Raw genomic sequence first — 21,705 nt, 5'->3', positions numbered from 1 at the left:
GCGCTAGAGGTTCCTGTCCGCGCGATAGAGGTCCCTCAGTAGACACATCTCGGCCCCGTGGTGGATGGCCTCGCGGTTGATGTGCAGGACCAGCTCCAGCATTGAGTGTTCCTTCCACGGTCCTTCGGCCTCTCCCGCGGCTGCGCCGAGGGCGCCCTCGTCGAGCGAGTCCACCGCCTCACACCAGGCCGCTACAGCGGCATCGAGCCTCTCATAGGCCTCCCGTGCCGTCCCCGGGTAGTCATAGGTGAAGTAATCCGCCTCCGGGCCGCCGAAGTGCCCCGCCATCCGTGCCCCGAACACGCCCACGAGCACGTGGGCCATCCTCCACGCGATCGTCGTCACCGGTGCCGGTTCCGGCTCGGGGAAGGCGAAGTCGACCACCCAGTCGCCGCCACCAGCCTGCACGGCGCCCGGATAGTCCGGCGAAGGGGCGCCCCGTGGACGTAGCCCCTACGCCCCGCGTGCCGGTTCCCAGTGGTACTCCTCGTCGCTCATCCCCACCAGCCGAGTGGAGAGATGGTGGTCCCAATGCCAACGCAATTGTTGGGACAGCTGTCCGAGCGGAAGGGCGACTGGCCTGTGGTTATCTTTTGACGGGCCTGTGGATTCACCTGCGTGATCTGTCATGGTCCGATGCTCGCGCCTCCGCAGCAATTGTGGAAGACCTACCGGGTGAGGCCGTCGAAACGCCCGAGTTTTCCACAGTTGGGTAATTTCCGGCAATTGGGCTCTTGACATGGAATTTTACTATCCACAGCGCTATCCACAATGTGAACAACATGGCTGTAGTTCATCCACACTGTGGATAACGCCTGTGGATAACTTAAGCCACGAATCACAACGATGTCATTCCATCCACACCAGTGGATAACTCTGTGGATAAACAAGGGACCCGTGGAGGGTCGATCCTCAGGGATCATTCCTCCACGGGTCCGTATTGCCTCACCGACTCACCGTGACTCGGAGGGCGTCAACCGCCGCGAGCCAGAGGCCCGGCGTCAGGCGACCAGCGATGTCCCGCTCACATGTCCAGCCAGTATTCGATCAGGGTGGCGTCCGTGAGCCGCAGGATGCCGAAAACCGTCAGGGCCGCCAGTACCACGAGGATTCCCGCCAGGAGGAGCCACTGGACGGTGGCCGCCCGCTGATCCAAGCGCGCCGGCAACCCTGGTCCGCGATGACCACGGGGCAGATAGGCCACCACTGCGGCACAGGCGGCCCCGGTGACCAGGCCGCCGACGTGGCCCTGCCAGGAGATGTTGGCCCCCGGGAGGAACGAGATCACCAGGTTAACCCCGATCAGGGCGGCGATCCCGGTGACGTTCCCCCCGGTCCGGCGCATCACGATGAACAGGGCCGCGAAGAGCCCGTACACGGCACCGGAGGCGCCCACCACCGGGACGTAGGGGTTGGAGAGCAACAGCACCGCCACGGAGCCGCCGAAGGCGGACAGCAGGTAGAGCGCCAGGAACCGACGCCATCCGAGAACGGGCTCCAACATGCGTCCCATGAGCCACAGGGTGTACAGGTTGAGCACGATGTGCAGTGGATTGCCCAGCGAGTGCAGGAACGCCGAGGTCAGCATCCGCCACGGCTCCATGGCCTCTGAAGAGGTGTGCAACCCGGCGTAGAAGAACTGCTCGGTGATCCCGATGCGCTGACCCGAGGTGACCCATTGCAGGGCATACATGGCCACACAGAGCCCGATCATGGTCCAGGTGACCCACGGCTGCCCGGACTGGCGGCGCACGACGGTCCGTCCTGGACGGCCCGTGCTCGGCGGTACGATCAGCTGGCCCTGGCCGTAGGGAGGCCTCGCCGCGTCGGTGGGTCCGGAGGACGGAACTCCCCACGGATCGGTGGACGGCTGCCCGGAGCCGGCCGTGCCTGTTCCGTCCGGGCCCCGGCCGGCAGCACAGTCAAGACAGTGGATGCCGACGGCGGCCGGACGCTGGCATTCCGGGCACGCCGGACGTCCGCAGCGTTGGCATTGGATAAACGAAGGGCGGTCCGGATGGCGGGGGCAGACCGGCAGTCGCCGGCCCGCCCCTCCGTCCGGACCGCCCGCGGTCTGGTGGGACAAGGAGACTCAGGCTTCCTTGATCTCGATGGACTCGATCGAGACGCCCTCGAGCGGCTTGTCACGACCATCGGTGGCCACGGCATTCAGGGCGTCAACGACCTTCTGGGAGGCCTCGTCCTTCACTTCGCCGAAGATGGTGTGCTTGCCCTGCAGCCAGGTGGTCGGCACGGTGGTGATGAAGAACTGCGAGCCGTTGGTCCCGCGTCCGTTCTGGATGCCGGCGTTGGCCATGGCCAACTTGTAGGGGGCGTTGAAGTCCAGGTCCGGGCTGATCTCGTCGTCGAACTGGTAGCCGGGGCCACCGAAGCCCTGGCCGAGCGGGTCGCCGCCCTGGATCATGAAGTCCTTGATGATGCGGTGGAAGACGGTCCCGTTGTACAGCGGGGTGCCGTTGTGGGTCTCTCCGGTCTCCGGGTGGGTCCACTCACGCTCACCGGTGGACAGCCCGACGAAGTTCTGGACGGTCTTCGGGGCGTGGTTCCCGTAGAGCTCGACGAGGATATCGCCGGCAGTGGTCTTGATGGTGGCGGTGTGCGTTGCAATGGCAGTCATGGTCGCCATTGTTCCATCACGCCGCCGGTCAGAACCCGCCGCGGCTCAATGGTGGTGACAACTTCGCCCACAGCCGAATCCCCGTGCCCCGGGCTCACCGTGCCGTGGCGGCGCGAACCCCGTAGGCTATCTCCAGGACCGGCGGACCGGTGGGTTGCCGGCACACCACAGTGCACAACCGCACATCATGGAGGTTCAGATGAGCAAGAAGACGACTGTCCCGAGCATCGAAGACCGGTTCAACGCCGGCATGGACCACGCGGCGCATTGGGCCGCCCCGAAGGTCGAGGCCGCGTTGGCCTGGGCGGAACGGGGCCTTGGCGAGGGCAAGGTCCAGGGCAAGGCCGCCGGGGAGAAGACCTCCCAGCAGGTGTCCGAGGCCGTGGAGAAGCTCAGCCCGCAGGTCAGGGCCAGCCTCGCCCAGGCGAGCGCAGCCTTGGCCGGCGCCGTCGACAAGGTCTCCCCGCAGGTCCAGGCTCAGCTCGACCGGCTGGCCCCGGCCTTCGAGGGGGCCCGCAACAAGGTGGAGGGCGAGTACGTCCCCGCCGCGTCGGCACATCTCGCCACAGTGGCCGGCCAGGCTTCGAAGGCGGCCCACGGTGTCAAGGTCTCCCCGGCCGTCGAGAGGGCCCTGGTGAACATCACCGGTGACAAGAAGGCCGTGAAGAAGCTGAAGAAGGCCGCTGAGGAGTATGCCAGGACGGCGGAGAAGCAGCTGAAGAAGCAGGCCAAGAAGCAGAACAAGGGCGGCAAGGGCTGGATCGTGGCCGGCATCGTGGTGGCCGCCGGCGTCGCGGCCGTCGCCGTCTGGCAGCTGACCAAGCCGGTCGAGGATCCGTGGAAGACCCCGGCCCCCTCACCGCTGCCGAAGCAGGACACCCCGTCCGTCCCGGCACCGTCCGGTGCCGATCCGGACTTGACCGTCAAGGCTCCCTCCGTTCCGGGTCCGACTCCGGCCGCTGGCTCTGCTGCAGCCTCCCCGGCTCCCAGCGTCGCCGCAGGCACCGCCACTGTGGACACCGTGGACGCCACCGAGGAGAAGGTCGAGGGGATTATTCCCGCCCCGAAGTCCGCAGAATGATGCGGGCCCGGCACCCGGCCGCCGGTTGAAACAGAAGGGCCCGGGTCACCAGTGGTGCTGGTGTCCCGGGCCCTTCTCTCGGTGGAGGCAAGGGGACTCGAACCCCTAACCCCCTGCTTGCAAAGCAGGTGCGCTACCAATTGCGCCATGCCCCCGAGGGGTGTTCAGTTATGTGCGTCCGGATGATTCTCGCGCGGACTTCCGGCGCCGTCCAGTGAATCTGTGGCCGAGCTCCAGACCTGCTTGCCGCGTTCGTTCTCCCGCCAGAAGCGGATCCCGAGCACGGTGGCCACGCCGGCTGCCAGGGCAGCCAGTCGAACTACCGGCTTCATGGTGCCGCCTTCCCCGGCCTGTGGCCGGATGAGGGACTGCGTGGGTGGGCGTACCAAGACTTGAACTTGGGACCTCTTCGTTATCAGCGAAGCGCTCTAACCGCCTGAGCTATACGCCCTCACGTTTCGAAAGACCGAACCAAATCGTGTCTCCGGAACGAGAATCAACATTACCCCAGCGGGGCTGACCGTCAAAATCGATGACCGATCCCGTCGAGCCTCTCGCTGTGCGGGCAGAGATCAGGGGTGCTTGCCCCTCATCTCTGACGCACCACGAGCACTGTGATGCTCAGTCATCGGTCAGGGTGACTCCGATGCCGCCGACGAGGGTCGCGGAGATGTTGTACAGCACGGCCGCGAGCATGCTCAGGGCCGTCAGCAGCACCACATTGATCACCGCGATGATCGTCGCGAAGGAGGCGACCTGGCCCAGCGAGATCAGCTGCTGCACCGTGAACGATCCTCCTTCAGAGCCCAGGACCTGGGCCAGCAGGTCGTTGACCTGGTCGAAGATGCCGGTCAGGTCCATGACGGTCCACAGCACCACGGCTCCGACCACGGTGACGATGCCCAAAGCCACCGACAGCAGGAAGGCCATCTTCAGCACCGACCATGGATCGGCCTTGGAGACGAGCAGCCGGGCTTTGCGGACCTTGGCCTTGGGCGCCGGACGCACTAACCCCTGGGCGGCAGGCCGCTGCGCGGGGCGCTTCTGTCCGGATCCCGCGGACCCTGGGGGACGGGAATTCTGCGGACGCTGGCCGGGCTGACGGGAACCCTGCGCCGAGGGTCGCTGCTGCGTCCCGCGCGGTGTGGCTCCCCTGTCCGACGAACCGCCGGCCGGGCGTTGGCCTGCGGGCCGGGGCGTTCCGGATGTGCTCACTACTGTCCTCCGTCAATCTCCGCGTCCGGGTCAGGATCGACCGCTGCGGATTCGGTGGCTGTCACGGTCGTGTCGGTCCCCTCCGCACTGGCGGGGGCGGCCGTCTCAGAGTCCAAGGGTACTTCACCCTCGGTAGCATCCCCCGCGACCTCGCCCTCGGGATTCTCGTCCGCCACACCGTTGAGCTGCTTCTCGTTGTTGAGCGTGACGGCGATGATCCGGTCGTTCTTGTCCGGCTTGGCGAAGATGACACCCATGGTGTTGCGGCCCTTGGCCGGGACACCGGTGACGGCGGAACGGACCACCTTGCCGGAGTTCATCACCACCAGCACCTCGTCCTGTTCCTCCACTACCAGGCCGCCGGTCAGCTCACCACGATCCTCGACGATGTTGCCGACCTTGATGCCCAGCCCACCGCGATTCTGCACGCGGTACTCGTCCACCGTGGAACGCTTGGCGTAGCCGCCGTCCGTGACAATGAACACGAAGGCGTCCTCACGGACCACGTCCGCGGTGAGGAGCTCGTCTCCCTGACGGAACTTCATGCCGGTGACGCCGGAGGTGGCGCGGCCCATGGGACGCAGCGCCTCATTGGTGGCATTGAAGCGCAATGACTGGCCGTTCTTGGAGATCAGGATCAGATCATCCTCCTCCGAGACCAGCTTGGCCGAGACGACCTCGTCGTCATCGCGCAGCTTGATGGCGATGACGCCCGCAGAGCGGTTGGTGTCGTAGTCCGCCAACAAGGTCTTCTTGACCAGGCCCTGCCGGGTGGCGAGCACCAAGTAGGGTGCCCGTCCGTAGTCGGCGAGCGGCAGCGCCTGGGCGATCCGCTCCTCGGGCTGGAAGGCCATCAGGTTGGCCATGTGCTGGCCCTTGGCATCCCGTCCCGCTTCTTGCAGCTCATAGGTCTTGATGCGGTAGACCCTGCCCAGGTTGGTGAAGAACAGGATCCAGTGGTGCGTGGACGTGGTGAAGAAGTGGTCCACCACATCGTCGTTGCGCAGGGAGGCTCCACGCACCCCCTTGCCGCCGCGGTTCTGGGCCCGGTAGTTGTCGATCCGCGTGCGCTTGATGTAGCCGCCGCGGGTGATGGTGACCACCATCTCCTCTTCAGGGATGAGGTCCTCGATCGACATGTCGCCGTCATAGCCGTACATGATCTCCGTGCGGCGGTCGTCACCGTACTTCGCCACGATCTCGGCCAACTCGAAGGAGACCACCTCGCGCTGGCGCTCCGGGGAGGCCAGGATCGCGTTGTACTGGGCGATCTTCTCCTGCAACTCGTCGTACTCGTCCTGGATGCCTTGGCGCTCCAGTGCGGCCAGTTGCCGCAACTGCATGTTGAGGATGGCCTTGGCCTGGTCGTCGTCGATGTCCAACAACGTCTTGAGGGCCTCCCGGGCGGCGTCGGCACTGGCGGAGGCCCGGATGGTGGAGATGACCTCATCCAACATGTCCAGGGCCTTGAGCAGCCCCAGCAGGATGTGGGCGCGCTCCTCAGCCTTGCGCTTGCGGAACTCCGTGCGCCGGACAATCACCTCGATCTGGTGCATCACCCAGTGGTGCACGAATCCGTCCAGGGACAGGGTCCGCGGGACACCGTCCACGAGGGCCAGCATGTTGGCGGAGAAGTTCTCCTGCAGCTGGGTGTGCTTGTAGAGGTTGTTGAGCACCACCTTGGCCACGGCATCCCGCTTGAGGACGATCACCAGGCGCTGACCGGTACGGCCGGAGGTCTCGTCGCGCATGTCCGCGATCCCCGAGAGCTTGCCGTCGCGGACCATCTCGGCGATCTTGGCGGCCAGATTGTCCGGGTTGGCCATGTACGGCAGCTCGGTGACCACCAGGCAGGTTCGGCCCTGGATCTCCTCGACGTTGACCACGGCCCGCATGGAGATGGAGCCGCGGCCGGTGCGGTACGCGTCCTCGATGCCCTTGCGGCCGAGGATCTGCGCGCCGGAGGGGAAGTCCGGACCCTTGATGCGCTGCATCAGGGCGGCCAGGAGCTCCTCGCGGGAGGCCTCCGGGTTCTCCAGGTACCACTGCACACCGTCCACGACCTCGCGGAGGTTGTGCGGTGGGATGTTCGTGGCCATGCCCACGGCGATGCCGGAGGAGCCGTTGACCAGCAGGTTCGGGAACCGGGCCGGCATGACGGTCGGCTCCTGTTGCTTGCCGTCGTAGTTGTCCTGGAAGTCGACGGTGTCTTCCTGGATGTCCCGGACCATCTCCATGGCCAGCGGCGCCATCTTGGTCTCGGTGTAACGCTGGGCTGCGGCACCGTCGTTGCCGGGAGAACCGAAGTTGCCCTGGCCGAGGGCCAGCGGGTAGCGCATGACCCAGTCCTGGATGAGGCGGACCAGGGCGTCGTAGATCGCCGAGTCGCCGTGCGGGTGATAGTTGCCCATCACCTCGCCGACCACACGGGCGGACTTGTTGAACGAGCGGTCCGGACGGTAGCCGCCGTCGAACATGCCGTACAGCACCCGGCGGTGCACGGGCTTCAGCCCGTCCCGCACGTCCGGCAGCGCGCGGCCCACGATGACTGCCATGGCGTAGTCCAGGTAGGACCGCTTCATCTCGGTCTGCAGGTCAACCTGCTCGACCTTGTCATGCTCAGTCAGGGCCGGGGCGATCACCGGTGCCTCACCCTCGGCAGCCGGCAGGCCGGCGTCGGGGTTCACGGCGTTGTCCGGGTTCACGTTCTCGTTCTCAGGGTTCTGCTCGTCAGTCACGCGCGGTGTCCTCGGGTCTCAAAGTGTGGGCCGGCGCCGCGGCCCGGGCGCCGATCACTCGGTGCCGCCGGGCCGCGGCCGTCTCCGGCCGGGATGGGTAGCGGAGGGGATCAGAAGGCTCAGATGTCCAAGAAGCGGACGTCCTTGGCGTTCTGCTGGATGAAGGAACGGCGTGATTCGACGTCCTCGCCCATCAGCATGGAGAAGATCTCGTCCGCCGCTGCCGCGTCGTCCATGGTGACCTGCAGCAGGGTACGGTGCTCCGGGTCCATGGTGGTGTCCCACAGCTCCTTGAAGTCCATCTCACCCAGGCCCTTGTAGCGCTGGACGCCGTTGTCCTTCGGGTAACGCCAGCCCCGGGCGAGGCCGGCCGCCACGGCCTTGTCCCGCTCCTCATCGGAGAAGACGTAGTCGTGCGGCGCATTGGACCATTTGACCCGGTACAGCGGCGGCTGAGCCAGGAACACGAACCCGTGCTCGATCAGCGGACGCATGTAGCGGAACAGCACCGTCAACAGCAGCGTGGTGATGTGCTGACCGTCCACATCGGCATCCGCCATCAGCACGATCTTGTGGTACCGCAGCTTCGTGATGTCGAATTCCTCGCCGATGCCGGTGCCGAAGGCAGTGATCATCGACTGGACCTCGGCGTTGGACAGTGCCCGGTCCAGGCGGGCCCGCTCCACGTTCAGGATCTTGCCGCGCAGCGGGAGGATCGCCTGGGTACGCGGGTCCCGGCCCTGCTTGGCCGAGCCACCGGCGGAGTCGCCCTCCACGATGTAGACCTCGCACTCCACGGGGTTCTTCGAGGAGCAGTCCGCCAGTTTGCCGGGCATCCCGAAGGACTCCAGCGGGGACTTGCGGCGGGCATTGTCCCTGGCCTTGCGGGCGGCCATCCGGGCCTGCGAGGCCAGCTGGGACTTCCGGATGATGTCCCGGGCCGGGCCCGGGTTCCGCTCGAACCAATCGCCCAGCTGATCCGTGACGATCTTCTGGATGAACCCCTTGGCCTCGGAGTTGCCGAGCTTGGTCTTGGTCTGTCCCTCGAACTGCGGTTCAGAGAGCTTGATGGACAGCACGGCGGTCAGCCCTTCGCGGACGTCGTCACCCGAGAGATTCTCGTCCTTGGCCCTCAGGATCTCCTTCTCCCGCGCATAGCGGTTGACCAGGGAGGTCAAAGCCGCACGGAAGCCCTCTTCGTGGCTGCCGCCCTCGTGCGTGTTGATGGTGTTGGCGTAGGTGTGCACTGACTCGGAGTAGGCCGTGGTCCACTGCATGGCCACCTCGGCGGCCATCTTGCGGTCGGTGTCCTCCGTCTCGAAGGCGATGACGTCCTCGTGGACCATCTCGACCTTCTTGTTCGAGTTCAGGTGCTGGACGTAGTCCAGCAGCCCGTTGTCGTACTTGTAGTCGACCATCCGCTTCTTCGCGCTGGCCAGGTCCTCGCCGATGACGTCCGGCTGGGCTTCGCTCTCAGCCTGGCGGTCCGCGTCGGCACCAGGAACGCCGTCGCCGTCGGTGTCTCCGGCGATCTCGTCCTGCTGGATCTCGTTCGTCTCGATCAGCCGCTCATCTGTGAGGGTGATGCGCAGACCCTTGTTGAGGAACGCCATCTGCTGGAAACGGGCGCGCAGGGTCTCGAAGTCGAAATCGACCGTGTCGAAGATCTCGGGGTCCGGGTAGAACGTCTGGGTGGTGCCCGTCTCGTCCGTTTCCCCGGCCTTGATGAGTTCACCCTGCGGCACACCGCCATCGGCGAAGCTCATCTTCCAGAGGCTTCCCTGGCGGCGGATCTCGGTGTTCACGCGGGTGGACAGCGCGTTCACCACGGAGATGCCCACGCCGTGCAGACCACCGGAGACCGCGTAGCCGCCGCCGCCGAACTTGCCGCCGGCGTGCAGGATCGTCATGACCACTTCCACGGTGGGCCGGCCCTCGGTGGGGTGCATGTCCACGGGGATGCCTCGGCCGTTGTCCTCCACGCGGACGCCGCCGTCCGCCTGCAGGGTCACGTGGATGGTGTCGCAGTATCCGGCCAGCGCCTCATCCACGGAGTTGTCCACAACCTCGGACACCAGGTGGTGCAGACCGCGCGGGCCCGTGGATCCGATGTACATGCCGGGGCGTTTGCGGACGGCCTCCAACCCCTCGAGGACCGTGATGTCCCCGGCACCGTACTCGTGCTCCACCTTGCGGGTCGCCTCGGTGATCTGCGTCGATGGGATGGATGCCTCCGAGGCCGCCGCGTCGGACTCCGCCGGGGCGGTGGTCTCGACGGTGGGATCCTGCGGGGCGCCGCTCTGATCTGTGCCGTTGTTCTCTTCGGCCACGGGCGTCTACGGCTCCTCTGTTGGGGTACTGGGCTTCACATCGGATGTACCAAGGGGCTCCTGGCGCCGGGGCGCACGGAAAGTGTCCCTTTCGGCACGATTCCGTCTCATTCTACCCCCGACACGCCGATTCGTGCGTCTTCAGTGGGGTGTTCCGGGGATAAAACATGGCCTCTACGGAACAGAATCGGCGGTTCCGACCACCCGGGGTACCCCCTCCCGGTCCCGATCCGCCCAACGGGGTTCCAGTTCGCCAAATCGCCGTTGGCGGGTTCTCCGGAGCATGCCGGCGCTTCTGGAACCGGCGCCGGCACCGATCCGATCAGCCGTAGGTGTCCCGGGGACCACGGCCCTTGACCACCCGGGGACCCTTGCGCCACGAGGGAGCGGCTGGGCCCGCCACCCGCAGGCTCGTCACGATTCCGGGGCCGAGTGCCTGTTCGAACCGCTGGAGCAGGGCCGGTGTCAGGAGCTTGAGCTGGGTGGCCCACGCGGTGGAATCGCAGCGGACGGTCACCACGGCGTTCTCGAAGCTCTCGGGCCGGCAGTGCAGCCCGATGTCCGCGCCGACCAGTTCGTCCCATCGGGACAGGACGGATCCCACGGCCACAGGCGAGGACCAACCACGTTCGGTGACCAACCGGCCGAAGACATCGCCCACCATCCTCGGGTCCCGGGCATCCGGACCACGACGCCGGCCCGGCACCGTCCCGCTCCCGGCTCCCGATGCCGCGGTGGCCCCGCGGCCTTTGGCTGCCGGGCGCCGGCGGCGTACCTCACCCCGGGATTCCGCGGCCTGGCGCACCCGGTTGAGGGCCACGATCGCCGCATCGGGATCATCTTCGATCCCGTCCGGGGAGGTTTCCCGCTCCGGTGGGGGCACCGGATCGTCAGGGCTGCTCACGGAGAGTCCTCCGTCTCGGCTGCGGCCGGTCCGGTGGACTCGGTCTGGTGGACCACGCTCCCGTCGTCCTCCAGAGTGACACTGATCCTCGGCCCGGCCAGCTCGTCCGGGATGTCTGCGGCCACTGCGGCCGTGACCAGCAGTTGCTCTGCGTCGGAGGCCAACTCAGCAAGCCGGCTGCGGCGGCCGGCATCGAGTTCGGCGAAGACGTCGTCGAGGATGAGCACGGGCCGGGCATGAGGATCCGGATCGTCGGCCACCAGGATGCGGTAGCTGGCCAACTTGAGGGCCAGGGCCATGGACCAGGTCTCGCCGTGGGAGGCGAACCCCTTCACCGGGGCCGGGCCGAGGGTCAGGGCCAAGTCGTCCCGGTGCGGGCCGGCCAGGGTGACGCCGCGGTCCCGTTCCTGCCGATGACGGGACTCGAGCTCTGCGAGCAGTGCCTCGTGGAGGGCCTGTTCGTCCGGGATCTCCTGGTGTTGGCCACCGGCCAGCGGGACAGTGGACTCATAACTGAACCCTGCGGTCTTCACGCTCTCGGCCAGGGCCGTGTAGGACTCGGTGAGGGGATGGGCGAGCATCTTCAGCACATGGAGCCGACCGTTGAGGACCCGAGCGCCGGCACGGGCGAGGTGTTCGTCCCACACCCCGAGGGTGTGACCGTGCTCCTCAGTCCATCGCCCGGAGTGTTTGGCGTTCTTCAACAGCGCGTTGCGTTGTTTGAGCACCCGGTCGTAATCGCTGCGGGCATCTCCGAGGGCCGGGCGCAGCTGCACCACGAGATCGTCCAGGAATCGACGCCGAATGGACGGGTCGCCGTTGATCAGGGCCAGATCCTCCGGAGCGAACAGCACCGACCGCAGCAGCCCAAGGCCCTCGCGGGCTCGTTGTGGGGCGCCCCGGTTGACGGCGGCCCGATTCGATTTGCCGGGATTGATCTCCAGTTCGAGGGACATGGCCCGGTCGCCTCGGTGGATGCGACCGCGGATGATCGCTTGTGAGGCCCCGAAGTGCACCAAAGGGGAGTCGGTGGACACCCGGTGGGAGACCTGCGTGGCCAGGTAACCCACTGCCTCGACGATATTCGTCTTTCCGACCCCGTTGGAACCGACCAGCACATTGGGCCCTGGCACCAGGGAGACATCGGCCTGCTGGTAGGAGCGGTACTGCGTGAGGGAGAGGTGGGAGAGAAACACGTTTCGGCGTCGGCGACCTGACTGGGCTGGCAGTCGGTCAGTTGGCCAGGCGCACCGGCATGACCAGGTACCGGTAGTCGTCCTGTTCGGGTGAGTCCTGCTCCTGCTGGGCGGTCATCAGGGCCGGCTTCGGTGCCGTGGTGAAGGAGAAGCGCACGTATGGGGCGTTGATGACGTTGAGTCCTTCGCCCAGGTAGGACGGATTGAATGCCACGGTGATCTCGTCGCCGTCGAGGACCGAGTCCAGGGATTCGTTTGCAGAGGCGTCATCGCCGGCACCGGCGTCCAGGGTGACGTGGCCGTCATTGAACATCATGCGCACAGCGGTGTTGCGTTCGGCGACGAGGGCCACGCGTCGGACGGCCTCGACCAGCGGACCGGTCGGGACTACGGCGTGGATGGGGCTGGACTCCGGGAAGAGTGCCCGGATCTTCGGGTACTCCCCGTCCACCAACAGACTCGTGGTGCGTCGGCCTCCCGAGGCGAAGCCCACCAGGTCCGAGGTGGATGACTCCTTGGGCAAGCGCAGCTGCAGATCTCCGCCGCCGGCCAATGATTTGGCAACTTCCGTGAGGGTCTTGGACTTGACCAGCAGGGACGTGGAGATCGAGGGATCGGCAGGGGACCAGTTGAGTTCCTTCATGGCCAGCCGGTACCGGTCCGTGGCGAGGAAGGTGATGCGGTCGCCCTCGATCTCAAGCTTCACCGCAGTGAGGATCGGCAGGGTGTCGTCCTTGGAGGCTGCCACGGTCACCTGCGCGACCGCGTGGGCGAAGGCGTCGCCATCCACAGTGCCAGCGGACTCAGGCATCTCCGGAAGGGCCGGATATTCCTCGACGGGCATGGTGGCCAGGGAGAAGCGCGAGTTCCGGCAGGTCAGGACCACCTTGGTGCCATCAGTTTCCACGGTGACGGGCGCTGCCGGAAGCGAGCGGACGATGTCGTTGAGCAGCCGGCCGGAAACCAGGATCTTGCCAGGTGTCTCGATGTCTGCCTCGATTTCAAGCTGCGCCGAGGTCTCGTAGTCGAAGCTGGCGATGGAGACCAGGTTGTCCTCGGCGGTGATCAGCAGCCCGGACAGCACCGGTACCGGCGGGCGAGGGGACAGGGAACGTGCGGTCCAGGAGACGGCGTCCGTCAGGATGTCTCGCTCAACGGTGAACTTCACAGAAGTTTCCGCCTTTCTCGTAGACGGCAGGTGATGTTGGTCTTCCTCCAGATACCCCCGCCGGGCATCTTTTGAATCACACGTCTGAGCCGTGTGCTGTGTCAGCTTACCGTGACTCGCCGAGGGTGCGAATGTTGGCATTTGTGCCGCGGATGTGGTTGAGCCATGTGGGTCAGCGATGAGGACCGTCATTGACGCGTCCCACGTTTCGACGGGTTCGTCAGACCGGGCGAACGGCGTTCGGCAGGCAGGGGTGAATGTTCTTGGGATTCATTCTTAACAGGGATTAGTAGTGTTAATAAGTCCTGTGGATACTGTGGATAACCCGATCCGTCGGTGTGGTTCCGGCCTTCCTTCTGTGGACCCTGCGGTGGACTTCTCTCGCTTGCCCTGTGCACCGTCGGTGCACAACTTTCGAGCGTGGATCTGCGAATTCACAGGGAAGCGTGTAGTTATCCAGAGACTCGCCCGAACACTCCACTTAAGCATCCACAGGTTTGTCCACAGCTGTGGGTTGTGCTCGGCGAAGGCCTCTCACAACCTGTGGATATCTGTGGACAACTGTGGATAAGGTGGGTGCGGGAGCGCTCACTCCGGGGTTCTGCCTGTGGAACGACCTTGTCGTTAAGGATCAAGGTTGCCTCTGGATGAAGGACTGCCCGAGTCGGAGTCGGGAGCAGGGCTCTGGATGGAGTGGAGATGGAGGCGCGGTGCAGAAACGCGCGCGACTCTGAACCAGGGCGGGGTTGAGAGCGACGGCAGGCCTGAAACGAGGTCAGACGAACCACGACCGGTGAGGTCAGCGGGCGCGCTGCTGCTGCTTGATCCGGTTCGTCAGCTCGGTGACCTGGTTGTAGATCGTCCGGCGTTCAGCCATCAGCTCGCGGATCTTGCGGTCGGCGTGGATCACCGTGGTGTGGTCACGCCCACCGAGCTCCTGACCGATCTTCGGCAGGGACATCTCCGTCAGCTCACGCAAGAGGTACATGGCGATCTGCCGGGCCGTGACGAGGGTTCTGGTCCGGGACTTGGAGGTCAGCTCCTCCATGGTCAGGTTGAAGTACGCGGCCGTCTCGTTGAGGATCGTCGGCGCGGTGATCTCGTGGGCGTCCTCATGGGTGATGAGATCACGCAGTACCTGCTCCGCCAGTTGGATCCCGACCGGCTGCTTGTTCAGCGACGCGAAGGCGGTGACGCGAATGAGGGCGCCCTCCAACTCGCGGATATTGGTGGAGATGTTGGAGCCGATGTACTCGAGGACCTCGGGCGGGGCCGTCAGCCCCTCGGCCTCTGCCTTCTTGCGGAGGATGGCGATGCGCGTCTCCAGGTCCGGCGGCTGGATGTCCGTGATCAAACCCCACTCGAAGCGAGAACGCAGCCGTTCCTCGAAGCCGGACAGCTGCTTGGGGGGCAGGTCGGAGGTGATCACGACCTGCTTGTTGTTGTTGTAGAGGGTGTTGAAGGTGTGGAAGAACTCCTCGATGGTGGCTTCCTTGTCCGCCAGGAACTGGATGTCGTCGATGAGCAGGATGTCCACATTGCGGTATACCTGTTTGAAGCTCGCGCCCTCGTCGTGGCGGATCGAGTTGATGAAGTCGTTGGTGAACTCCTCGGAGTTCACGTAGCGGACGCGCAGCCCCGGGTACAGGTGACGGGCGTAGTGACCGATCGCGTGCAGCAGGTGCGTCTTCCCCAGCCCGGATTCACCATAGATGAACAGCGGGTTGTAGGCCTTCGCGGGCGCCTCGGCGACGGCGTTCGCGGCAGCATGGGCGAAGCGGTTCGAGGAACCGATGACGAAGGTCTCGAAGTGGTACCGCGGGTTCAGGCGGCTGGTCTCATCCGAGGTCGACGGCGGCGCGGGAGCCGGCGCTGCTGAACGGACCGGGGCATGGGGGGACGGAGCCGAGCGGGTGTGCGGGACCTCGCGGACGGGCGGCACCGCGGCGGTCGGCAGCTGGTAGTCCTCGCCCGTCTGGGCAATCAGGGTCGAGTCAATCGAATAGGCGCACAGGATCTCGGTCCTGAAAACGTTCCCGAGCGCTTCGGCGAGGGAGTCCTTGAGCTGGGACTGCAGGACCTCACGGGTCAGTTCGTTCGGTACAGCGAGCAACAGGGTCGTGCCGATCAGCCCCTGGGGCTGTGCGAGGCCCACGTGGCCGAGTTGGCGAGGTGAGACGCGGTCGTCTTCCTCAAGGGTGCGGACCACCTTGCGCCACGAGCTGCTGACAGCCTCATCTGCAACCATGGGGGCTGGGGTCCTTCCGTCGGCGTCGAACCGAGTCTAACGGCAATCCACAGAGTTATTCACAGGCAGTGGATAACTTCGGTGAGGGTACAGGTCCAGTGCTCGCGTAGCCACCGGAGAGTGTAATTTGACGCTGGTGGCCCACCATCCCTAAACTTGATTGGTCCCCGCGGGGTTGTTTAGCCGTGCTCTGAACCGACTGGAATTCTCCGGATCGACCTCAGGGCGTAGTCAACCAGCGGACAGCCGAAGGCCCAGGCCTGTTGGATCGGTGTCTTCAGCGGGGAAGTCCTAGTCAGAGCGTCTACCGGTTCTTCCCCCAGGTACAACGGGTCCGGGCGCATACACACGTTGTGGAGATATCAAGTGAGCAAGCGGACTTTTCAGCCGAATAACCGCCGCCGGGCCAAGAAGCACGGTTTCCGCGCCCGGATGCGTACCCGCGCCGGCCGCGCCATCCTGGCAACCCGCCGTACCAAGGGCCGCACGGAACTGTCCGCCTGACCCGGCCTGAGGCCGATCAGCAGAGCGGACGACACGGCGTGCTGCCCCGCGAGAGACGGGTACGCACCCCCGCGGATTTTTCCCAGACACTGCGTTCCGGCGCCCGAACAGGGCGCCGGAACGTTGTCGTGTCCGCACACCTTTTCGATCCCACGCTCCCCAGCGAGGCCGATAGCTCGGCCGGACCGGTGCGCGTGGGTTTCGTCGTCTCCAAGGCCGTCGGCAATGCGGTGGTCCGCAATCGTGTCAAGCGTCGCCTTCGGGCCGCCGTGGCCGATCAGCTCAGCGGGCCACTGGCGCAGCACCCGGGTGCGACGGTCGTGGTCCGTGCCCTGCCGCCGTCGGGAACGGCCGACTGGGACGAGCTCAAGAAGGACCTGGACTCTGCCTTGGCGGGTGCCCTGCGGAAGGAAACCGGCCGGCGTCGTCCCGCCGATCCGGTGCCTCACGGCCGGTCTGCATCCCAGGATCACGGCCCCGGGATGGAGATGAACGCATGATCACGCAGTCCCCGTTCACCACCCGGCCCGACGCCGCCGAATGGAGCTGGCTCCGCGCCCTGCCGTCCACCCTGCTGGCCTGGTTGCTGATGGCCTACCGCGCCGTGATCTCGCCGCTCTACGGCCAGGTCTGCCGCTACTTCCCCTCGTGCTCGGCATATGCGCTCGAGGCGGTCCACGTCCACGGGGCTCTGAAGGGCTCGTGGCTCTCGGCTCGCCGACTCGGCAGCTGCCACCCCTGGTCTAAAGGCGGTGTCGATGCGGTCCCTCCCGGCAAGAGGATTTGGCCACCGGGCCGCCGACCCAAGATCATTGACCTAAACCATCCCGTCATCCCCCCGGATCCTCCGGCGGAACAGTAGGAGATCATGGACTTCTTCCAAATCATTCTCTGGCCCTTCAAGTGGGTGATGTCCTGGATCCTCGGTGCCTTCCACACGGTCCTGGAACTGGTCGGCATGGACCCGGACAGCGGGTTCACCTGGACCCTGTCGATCATCCTGCTCGTGGTGCTGGTGCGGACCCTGCTGATTCCGCTGTTCGTCAAGCAGATCAAGTCGCAGCGTGCCATGCAGGCGCTCCAGCCGGACATCAAGAAGCTCCAGACCAAGTACAAGGGCAAGACGGACCAGTTGTCCCGTCAGGCCATGGCCATGGAACAGCAGGCCCTGTTCAAGGAACACGGCACCAGCCCCTTCGCTGCCTGTCTGCCGATGCTCGTGCAGATGCCGTTCTTCTTCGCCCTGTTCCAGATCCTGACCGGAGCCGGGGCCGCCGCCGAGCGAGGTGAGGGCGAGGCCGCGCTGACCGCGGACCAGATCCGTTCCTTCGGTGACGCGATCTTCCTCGGAGCCCCCATGCAGGCCACGTTCCTGGGGTCCGTGGGCGAGAACCTCAACGTCGCCGTCATCATGGTCTCTGTCGTCATGATCATCCTCATGTCGGGCTCGCAGTTCTTCATGCAGAAGATGCTGATGAGCAAGAACATGTCCGAGGCGGCCATGACCGGGCCTTTCGCCCAGTCGCAGAAGTTCATGCTGTACATCCTTCCCTTGGTGTTCGGCATTGGTGGCATCAACTTCCCGATCGGCGTGCTGATCTACTGGACCGCCACGAACTTCTGGGCCGTGGCACAGCAGATGTGGATCATCCGCAACAACCCGACCCCGGGCTCCCTGGCCGAGCAGGAACTGAATGAACGCCGCGCCGTCAAGGGACTTCCCCCCGTCGGCAAGGCCGCCCAGGAGGCGGCCGCCAAGGCGGAGATCGAGGCCGCCAAGCCCCAGCAGGCCGGTCAGCGTCAGCAGCCCAAGCGCAAGACCAAGAAGAGGAGATGACCATGACTGACGCGTCCAGCACGCCGTCCGAAGAGGCCACGGAGTCGGTCGAGACCGCAGAGCCGGCCATGGGGCAGACCACCGAACAGACCACCGGGCAGAGCGACGATCAGAGTGGAAATCACAGTGGCGAGCAGACTACCGAACAGGGTTCGGACCAGTCCGTGGACAGCGCCGCGGTGACACCCGCAGATTCCTCTACAGCTTGGAACGAGCCGAACGAGGATGAGTCCGCGGAGGCCGGCCAGGACGCCGCTACCTCGCCGGACGCGTCCGAGGACTCCGCCGTCCCGTCCGCCAGCCGCCTTGAGGAGGAGGGGGACATCGCTGCCGACTACGTCGAGGAACTGCTGGACATCTCGGACCTCGACGGTGACATCGATATCGAGATCCGCAATGGCCGCACCTACGTGTCCGTGATCGCGGAGGAGGGAGACGACCGCCTGCGCGACCTCCTGGGCAAGGACGGCAAGGGCCTGGAGGCCCTGCAAGAGCTCGTGCGCCTGACAGTGCTGTCAGCCACCGGGAGTCGCTCCCGTCTTGTCCTGGACGTCGCGGGGTACCGCACCGAACGCGCTCAGGAGTTGGAACAACTCGCCCAGGAGGCCATCGTCAAGGTCCGGGAGACCGGAGAGCCGTTGCACCTGAGGCCGATGGGCGCCTACGAACGCAAGATCGTTCACGATGTCATCGCCGAAGGCGGTCTCGCGAGCGAATCGGAGGGCGAGGGCCCGCGCCGGCATGTGGTGGTCTCCGCCGGTGTCTGATCAGCCCCAACCAGAGAACGACCAGACCGCTCCGCAGCCCACTCGGGATGCTGAGAAGCCCTCGATCGAGGCCCAGGATCCACCGGAACTGACCGGTGACCTGTTGACGGCGGCCGAGGAACTCTTCGGCGACCGGATCGATCTTGCCGTTCGTTTCGTGGAACACCTGTCCTCCACCGGGATCGAGTGGGGGCTGCTGGGTCCGCGCGAGGTACCGAGGCTGTGGGAACGTCACGTCTTGAATTGCGCCGTGGTCGGAGACCTGCTGCCAGAAGGTGCCCTGGTGGCCGACGTCGGCTCGGGCGCCGGCCTGCCGGGCCTCGCCCTCGCTTTGGCCCGACCTGACTGCCAGTTCATCCTCATCGAACCGCTGGAACGGCGAGTGGCCTGGTTGGACATGGTGGTCGATGACCTCGAACTGGACAACGTCGACGTGGTCCGGGCCCGGTCGGAACAGGTGGTGGGCAACGTGGTCGTGGACATCGTGACCGCCCGCGCCGTGTCCGCCCTCAAGACCTTGGTCCCCTTGACCTTGCCGCTGTTGCAGGGGTCCGGACAGCTGTTGGCCATCAAGGGCCGGAGTGCGGCCGAAGAGGTCAAGTCGGCGGCCAAGGTCCTGAAGAAGCACAAGGGATCCACGCCGATCATCGAGACCGTGGGCGAGGATCTGCTGGCCGAGCCCACCACAGTGGTACGGGTGCGTGTGGGCTCCTCACGCTGACCAGTAGGCTGGAGTGGCTGGATGCCACGGCCGAAGGTTCGTTTCGCCGTCTATCAACCTCGGGAGGTTGTTCTCATTGACTAATGAGTCGGAAGTTTCACGGGAAACCGTCAGTACCGTGGACTCGTCCGTGGCGGATGACATCGAGACGCCCTTGGCCCGCGAACTGGCCCAAGAGAACCGTAGACGGGACAAGCTGAAGGGTCGCAAGCTGCCCACGCCGAGTGAAACGCGCATCGTCACCGTGTCCAATCAGAAGGGCGGTGTCGGCAAGACCACCACGACGGTCAACCTCTCGGCAGCCCTGGCGCGAGCGGGAATGCAGGTCCTGGTCGTTGACATCGATCCCCAGGGCAACGCCTCCACGGCGCTGGCCATCCCCCACAATTCGGATGTGGACAGTGTCTACGATGTCCTCATTGACGAACTGCCCATGGCTGATGTGGTCAAGCCCTGCCCGGATGTAGAGGGGCTGGTGGTGGCTCCGGCTACGATCGACCTGGCCGGAGCAGAGATCGAGCTGGTCTCCCTCGTTGCGCGTGAACAACGCCTGTCTCGCGCGCTGAAGGAGTACTTCTCCTACCGGGAGAAGCAGGGACTTCCGCGGCTCGACTATGTCTTCATTGATTGTCCTCCGAGCCTTGGCCTGCTCACCGTCAATGCCTTCGTGGCAGCAAGTGAAGTTCTCATCCCCATTCAGACCGAGTACTACGCGCTGGAGGGGCTCTCTCAGCTGCTCAACAACATTCGGATGATCCAGAAGCACCTGAACTCGTCTCTCAAGGTGTCCACGATCATCCTGACCATGTACGACGGACGCACCAACTTGGCGACCCAGGTTGCTGACGAGGTTCGTGAGCATTTCCCGGACGAGGTCCTCAAGACCGTGATTCCCCGCAACGTTCGCATCTCCGAGGCTCCAAGCTTCCAGCAGACGGTGCTCACCTATGATCCTCAGTCTGCTGGTGCATTGTCCTACCGGGAAGCGGCTGTGGAGATCGCTGACCGTGGACACGCGGCCGGTATCTGATTCCGCTCTGCCGACGAGCGACGTCGGCTAAAGAAACTGCTTATGGTTGATGTCGTGTTGTTCTCCGACGTCTGACGAGGCTGAGTGACGCTGAACGCCGGGAGGCAGCCAGTACCCAGGGCTGTTTCACGTGAAACGGTTACGTGGAATCGCCTACTTCGAGTTTGACTGGCCGACGCACATGGGGCAAGGGCCCGCTAGATTCGGTCCCATGTGTCTCCTCAATGTCGCCTCCACGAAAGCCGGCCATTCTCGTCCGCGGCGACGTACGGTACTGGTATTCCCCATGCCCGGGGTCCTCGTGTTCGAAAGCCATCCAGTTTGGGAGTGCTGGCAGGGCGGCAGGGTGCCTAGGTCTGAGATTGTTCTGGTCTCATGAATGCCGTTTCACGTGAAACAGCTAGGCCCAGCCCGTTGCTAGATGGAACGTGTTCTATTCGTAGCCGTGTTGGATGAGACATCTGTGGAGAGAGTCCGCTGAGGATATGGCGTGGAGAATGGCGCAGTAGCCCTATCCGGCCTTTGTCTGAACCAGGCGATGAGGCCAGAACGGCATCAATTGGGGCGTGTAGAACTGTTCATCGAACAAGACGGGTTTGCTGACGTACTCCAATGGTGGTCCTCGGTGGACACGACCACGTGGTGATGTGGATGGTGCGCATTATCGAGTGGCCGTCCCAACCGGTCGGTGGTGATGAGTTTGTAGTGATGAGCATGCCAACTCCGCATCTTTGTTCCACGTGAAACGCAGTTGGCGATTAAGGTGGGATTTGTTGCGTGTCATCCGACGAGTTGAGTGGCGAATAGTTGGGAGCGGTAGCCCGGGCGGAACGCGACGCCGGGTTGCATACCAATGAGTCTTCGCATCCATCTTCTTCATCCGTGTCGTTCGAAAGAGATCGAGGCCAAGGGTGGCCTGTACGAATGCGCCGGCTCTTTGGTAGCTAAGGCACAGACGCGGGAGTAGGGACTCCGGACTCGGGAACGCGTAAGGCCTCGTCGTTGCACGTGAAGCTAAGGCAACACTCTTGGCCTCAGTTTCCGGAGCGTTTCACGTGGAACCCTGATCTAGCTGCGAGTGTTTGCCCAGGTTAGCGTGGTTTCACGTGAAACGCAGTGAGACTGCCCCACCAGATCCCTGATGCCACTTGAACTGGGCGCTGGCTTGAGTCGGCGGGCAGATCACGACAGACCGCGCCATCTGCTCAACTGATGCGGGCGCATGTTCTCGAGGCTCCTCATCCTTCTACCGAGGGACAATGCATTCCTGGATGTGTCCGACGTGGATACACGATGCAGACGAGATTGGATCACGCTGTGGGCGTTGG

General features: G+C 64.9%; 19 protein-coding genes and 2 tRNA genes. 8 read left to right on the top strand and 13 right to left on the bottom strand.

Annotated elements, in window-relative coordinates; translation table 11 throughout:
• Positions 1-3 precede the first annotated feature (3 nt).
• From C8E99_RS12000 to C8E99_RS11990, 3 genes are all read right to left on the bottom strand, one after another.
• Positions 4-408 (bottom strand): DinB family protein, encoded by a 405-nt coding sequence (locus C8E99_RS12000; protein WP_342767571.1) that lies wholly within the window; start codon positions 406-408, stop codon positions 4-6.
• A gap of 616 nt (positions 409-1,024) precedes the next feature.
• A complete protein-coding gene (locus C8E99_RS11995; RefSeq protein ID WP_425452896.1) occupies positions 1,025-1,753 on the bottom strand; it encodes a rhomboid family intramembrane serine protease in 729 nt (242 codons plus the stop codon).
• Positions 1,754-2,092: 339 nt separating this feature from the next.
• The gene (locus C8E99_RS11990) at positions 2,093-2,638 is read right to left on the bottom strand and encodes a peptidylprolyl isomerase (protein ID WP_115933452.1); all 546 of its coding nucleotides are present in this window, start codon (positions 2,636-2,638) and stop codon (positions 2,093-2,095) included.
• 199 nt (positions 2,639-2,837) lie between these two features.
• Here C8E99_RS11990 and C8E99_RS11985 point away from each other — a divergent pair, with 199 nt between their 5' ends.
• Positions 2,838-3,719 (top strand): hypothetical protein, encoded by an 882-nt coding sequence (locus C8E99_RS11985; protein WP_115932480.1) that lies wholly within the window; start codon positions 2,838-2,840, stop codon positions 3,717-3,719.
• An 82-nt stretch (positions 3,720-3,801) separates the two neighbouring features.
• Here C8E99_RS11985 and C8E99_RS11980 read toward each other — a convergent pair.
• The 10 genes from C8E99_RS11980 to dnaA form a co-directional block, all read right to left on the bottom strand.
• A tRNA-Ala gene (locus C8E99_RS11980) sits at positions 3,802-3,874 on the bottom strand.
• A gap of 9 nt (positions 3,875-3,883) precedes the next feature.
• Entirely contained in the window at positions 3,884-4,051 is a 168-nt protein-coding gene (locus tag C8E99_RS15935; protein ID WP_170144597.1) for a hypothetical protein, read from the bottom strand.
• A 45-nt stretch (positions 4,052-4,096) separates the two neighbouring features.
• Positions 4,097-4,170: transfer RNA gene (locus tag C8E99_RS11975), tRNA-Ile, on the bottom strand.
• A gap of 170 nt (positions 4,171-4,340) precedes the next feature.
• Positions 4,341-4,934, bottom strand: a complete 594-nt coding sequence (locus C8E99_RS11970; protein WP_115932479.1) for a DUF3566 domain-containing protein — start codon at positions 4,932-4,934, stop codon at positions 4,341-4,343.
• Positions 4,934-7,672, bottom strand: coding sequence for a DNA gyrase subunit A (gyrA, locus tag C8E99_RS11965; RefSeq protein WP_115932478.1), 2,739 nt, complete (start codon positions 7,670-7,672; stop codon positions 4,934-4,936). The genes C8E99_RS11970 and gyrA overlap by 1 nt, the downstream gene beginning before the upstream one ends.
• A 119-nt stretch (positions 7,673-7,791) precedes the next feature.
• Positions 7,792-9,897 carry a DNA topoisomerase (ATP-hydrolyzing) subunit B gene (gyrB, locus tag C8E99_RS11960; RefSeq protein WP_115933451.1) on the bottom strand — a complete coding sequence of 702 codons (2,106 nt, stop codon included), beginning with the start codon at positions 9,895-9,897 and terminating at the stop codon, positions 7,792-7,794.
• 427 nt (positions 9,898-10,324) lie between these two features.
• Positions 10,325-10,906, bottom strand: a complete 582-nt coding sequence (locus tag C8E99_RS11950) for a DciA family protein (protein ID WP_425452895.1) — start codon at positions 10,904-10,906, stop codon at positions 10,325-10,327.
• Complete coding sequence (gene recF / locus C8E99_RS11945; RefSeq protein WP_115932477.1) at positions 10,903-12,102, bottom strand: DNA replication/repair protein RecF; 1,200 nt, start codon at positions 12,100-12,102, stop codon at positions 10,903-10,905. Before recF ends, C8E99_RS11950 begins: the two co-directional genes overlap by 4 nt.
• A 37-nt stretch (positions 12,103-12,139) precedes the next feature.
• Positions 12,140-13,270, bottom strand: coding sequence for a DNA polymerase III subunit beta (dnaN, locus tag C8E99_RS11940; RefSeq protein ID WP_115932476.1), 1,131 nt, complete (start codon positions 13,268-13,270; stop codon positions 12,140-12,142).
• A 799-nt stretch (positions 13,271-14,069) separates the two neighbouring features.
• A complete protein-coding gene (gene dnaA, locus C8E99_RS11935; RefSeq protein WP_115932475.1) occupies positions 14,070-15,518 on the bottom strand; it encodes a chromosomal replication initiator protein DnaA in 1,449 nt (482 codons plus the stop codon).
• Between the two features lie 366 nt (positions 15,519-15,884).
• Here dnaA and rpmH point away from each other — a divergent pair, with 366 nt between their 5' ends.
• The 7 genes from rpmH (at position 15,885) to C8E99_RS11900 (ending at position 20,377) form a co-directional block, all read left to right on the top strand.
• Positions 15,885-16,022: a 50S ribosomal protein L34 gene (rpmH, locus tag C8E99_RS11930; protein WP_115932474.1), complete on the top strand. Its 138-nt coding sequence runs from the start codon at positions 15,885-15,887 to the stop codon at positions 16,020-16,022.
• A gap of 38 nt (positions 16,023-16,060) precedes the next feature.
• Complete coding sequence (rnpA, locus tag C8E99_RS11925; protein WP_115932473.1) at positions 16,061-16,522, top strand: ribonuclease P protein component; 462 nt, start codon at positions 16,061-16,063, stop codon at positions 16,520-16,522.
• Positions 16,519-16,884 carry a membrane protein insertion efficiency factor YidD gene (gene yidD, locus C8E99_RS11920; protein ID WP_115932472.1) on the top strand — a complete coding sequence of 122 codons (366 nt, stop codon included), beginning with the start codon at positions 16,519-16,521 and terminating at the stop codon, positions 16,882-16,884. Before rnpA ends, yidD begins: the two co-directional genes overlap by 4 nt.
• A gap of 6 nt (positions 16,885-16,890) precedes the next feature.
• On the top strand, positions 16,891-17,859 hold the full coding sequence (yidC, locus tag C8E99_RS11915; protein ID WP_115932471.1) for a membrane protein insertase YidC: 969 nt from the start codon (positions 16,891-16,893) through the stop codon (positions 17,857-17,859).
• Between the two features lie 2 nt (positions 17,860-17,861).
• Entirely contained in the window at positions 17,862-18,626 is a 765-nt protein-coding gene (locus tag C8E99_RS11910) for a Jag family protein (RefSeq protein ID WP_425452894.1), read from the top strand.
• Complete coding sequence (gene rsmG, locus C8E99_RS11905) at positions 18,619-19,347, top strand: 16S rRNA (guanine(527)-N(7))-methyltransferase RsmG (protein ID WP_425452893.1); 729 nt, start codon at positions 18,619-18,621, stop codon at positions 19,345-19,347. Before C8E99_RS11910 ends, rsmG begins: the two co-directional genes overlap by 8 nt.
• A gap of 130 nt (positions 19,348-19,477) precedes the next feature.
• A complete protein-coding gene (locus C8E99_RS11900) occupies positions 19,478-20,377 on the top strand; it encodes a ParA family protein (RefSeq protein WP_147301230.1) in 900 nt (299 codons plus the stop codon).
• The last annotated feature ends 1,328 nt before the right edge of the window (positions 20,378-21,705 follow it).

The sequence above is a fragment of the Citricoccus muralis genome (genome assembly GCF_003386075.1).
In the GTDB taxonomy this organism is placed as follows: Bacteria; Actinomycetota; Actinomycetes; order Actinomycetales; family Micrococcaceae; genus Citricoccus; species Citricoccus muralis.
This window is presented reverse-complemented; position numbering and strand designations above follow the sequence as displayed.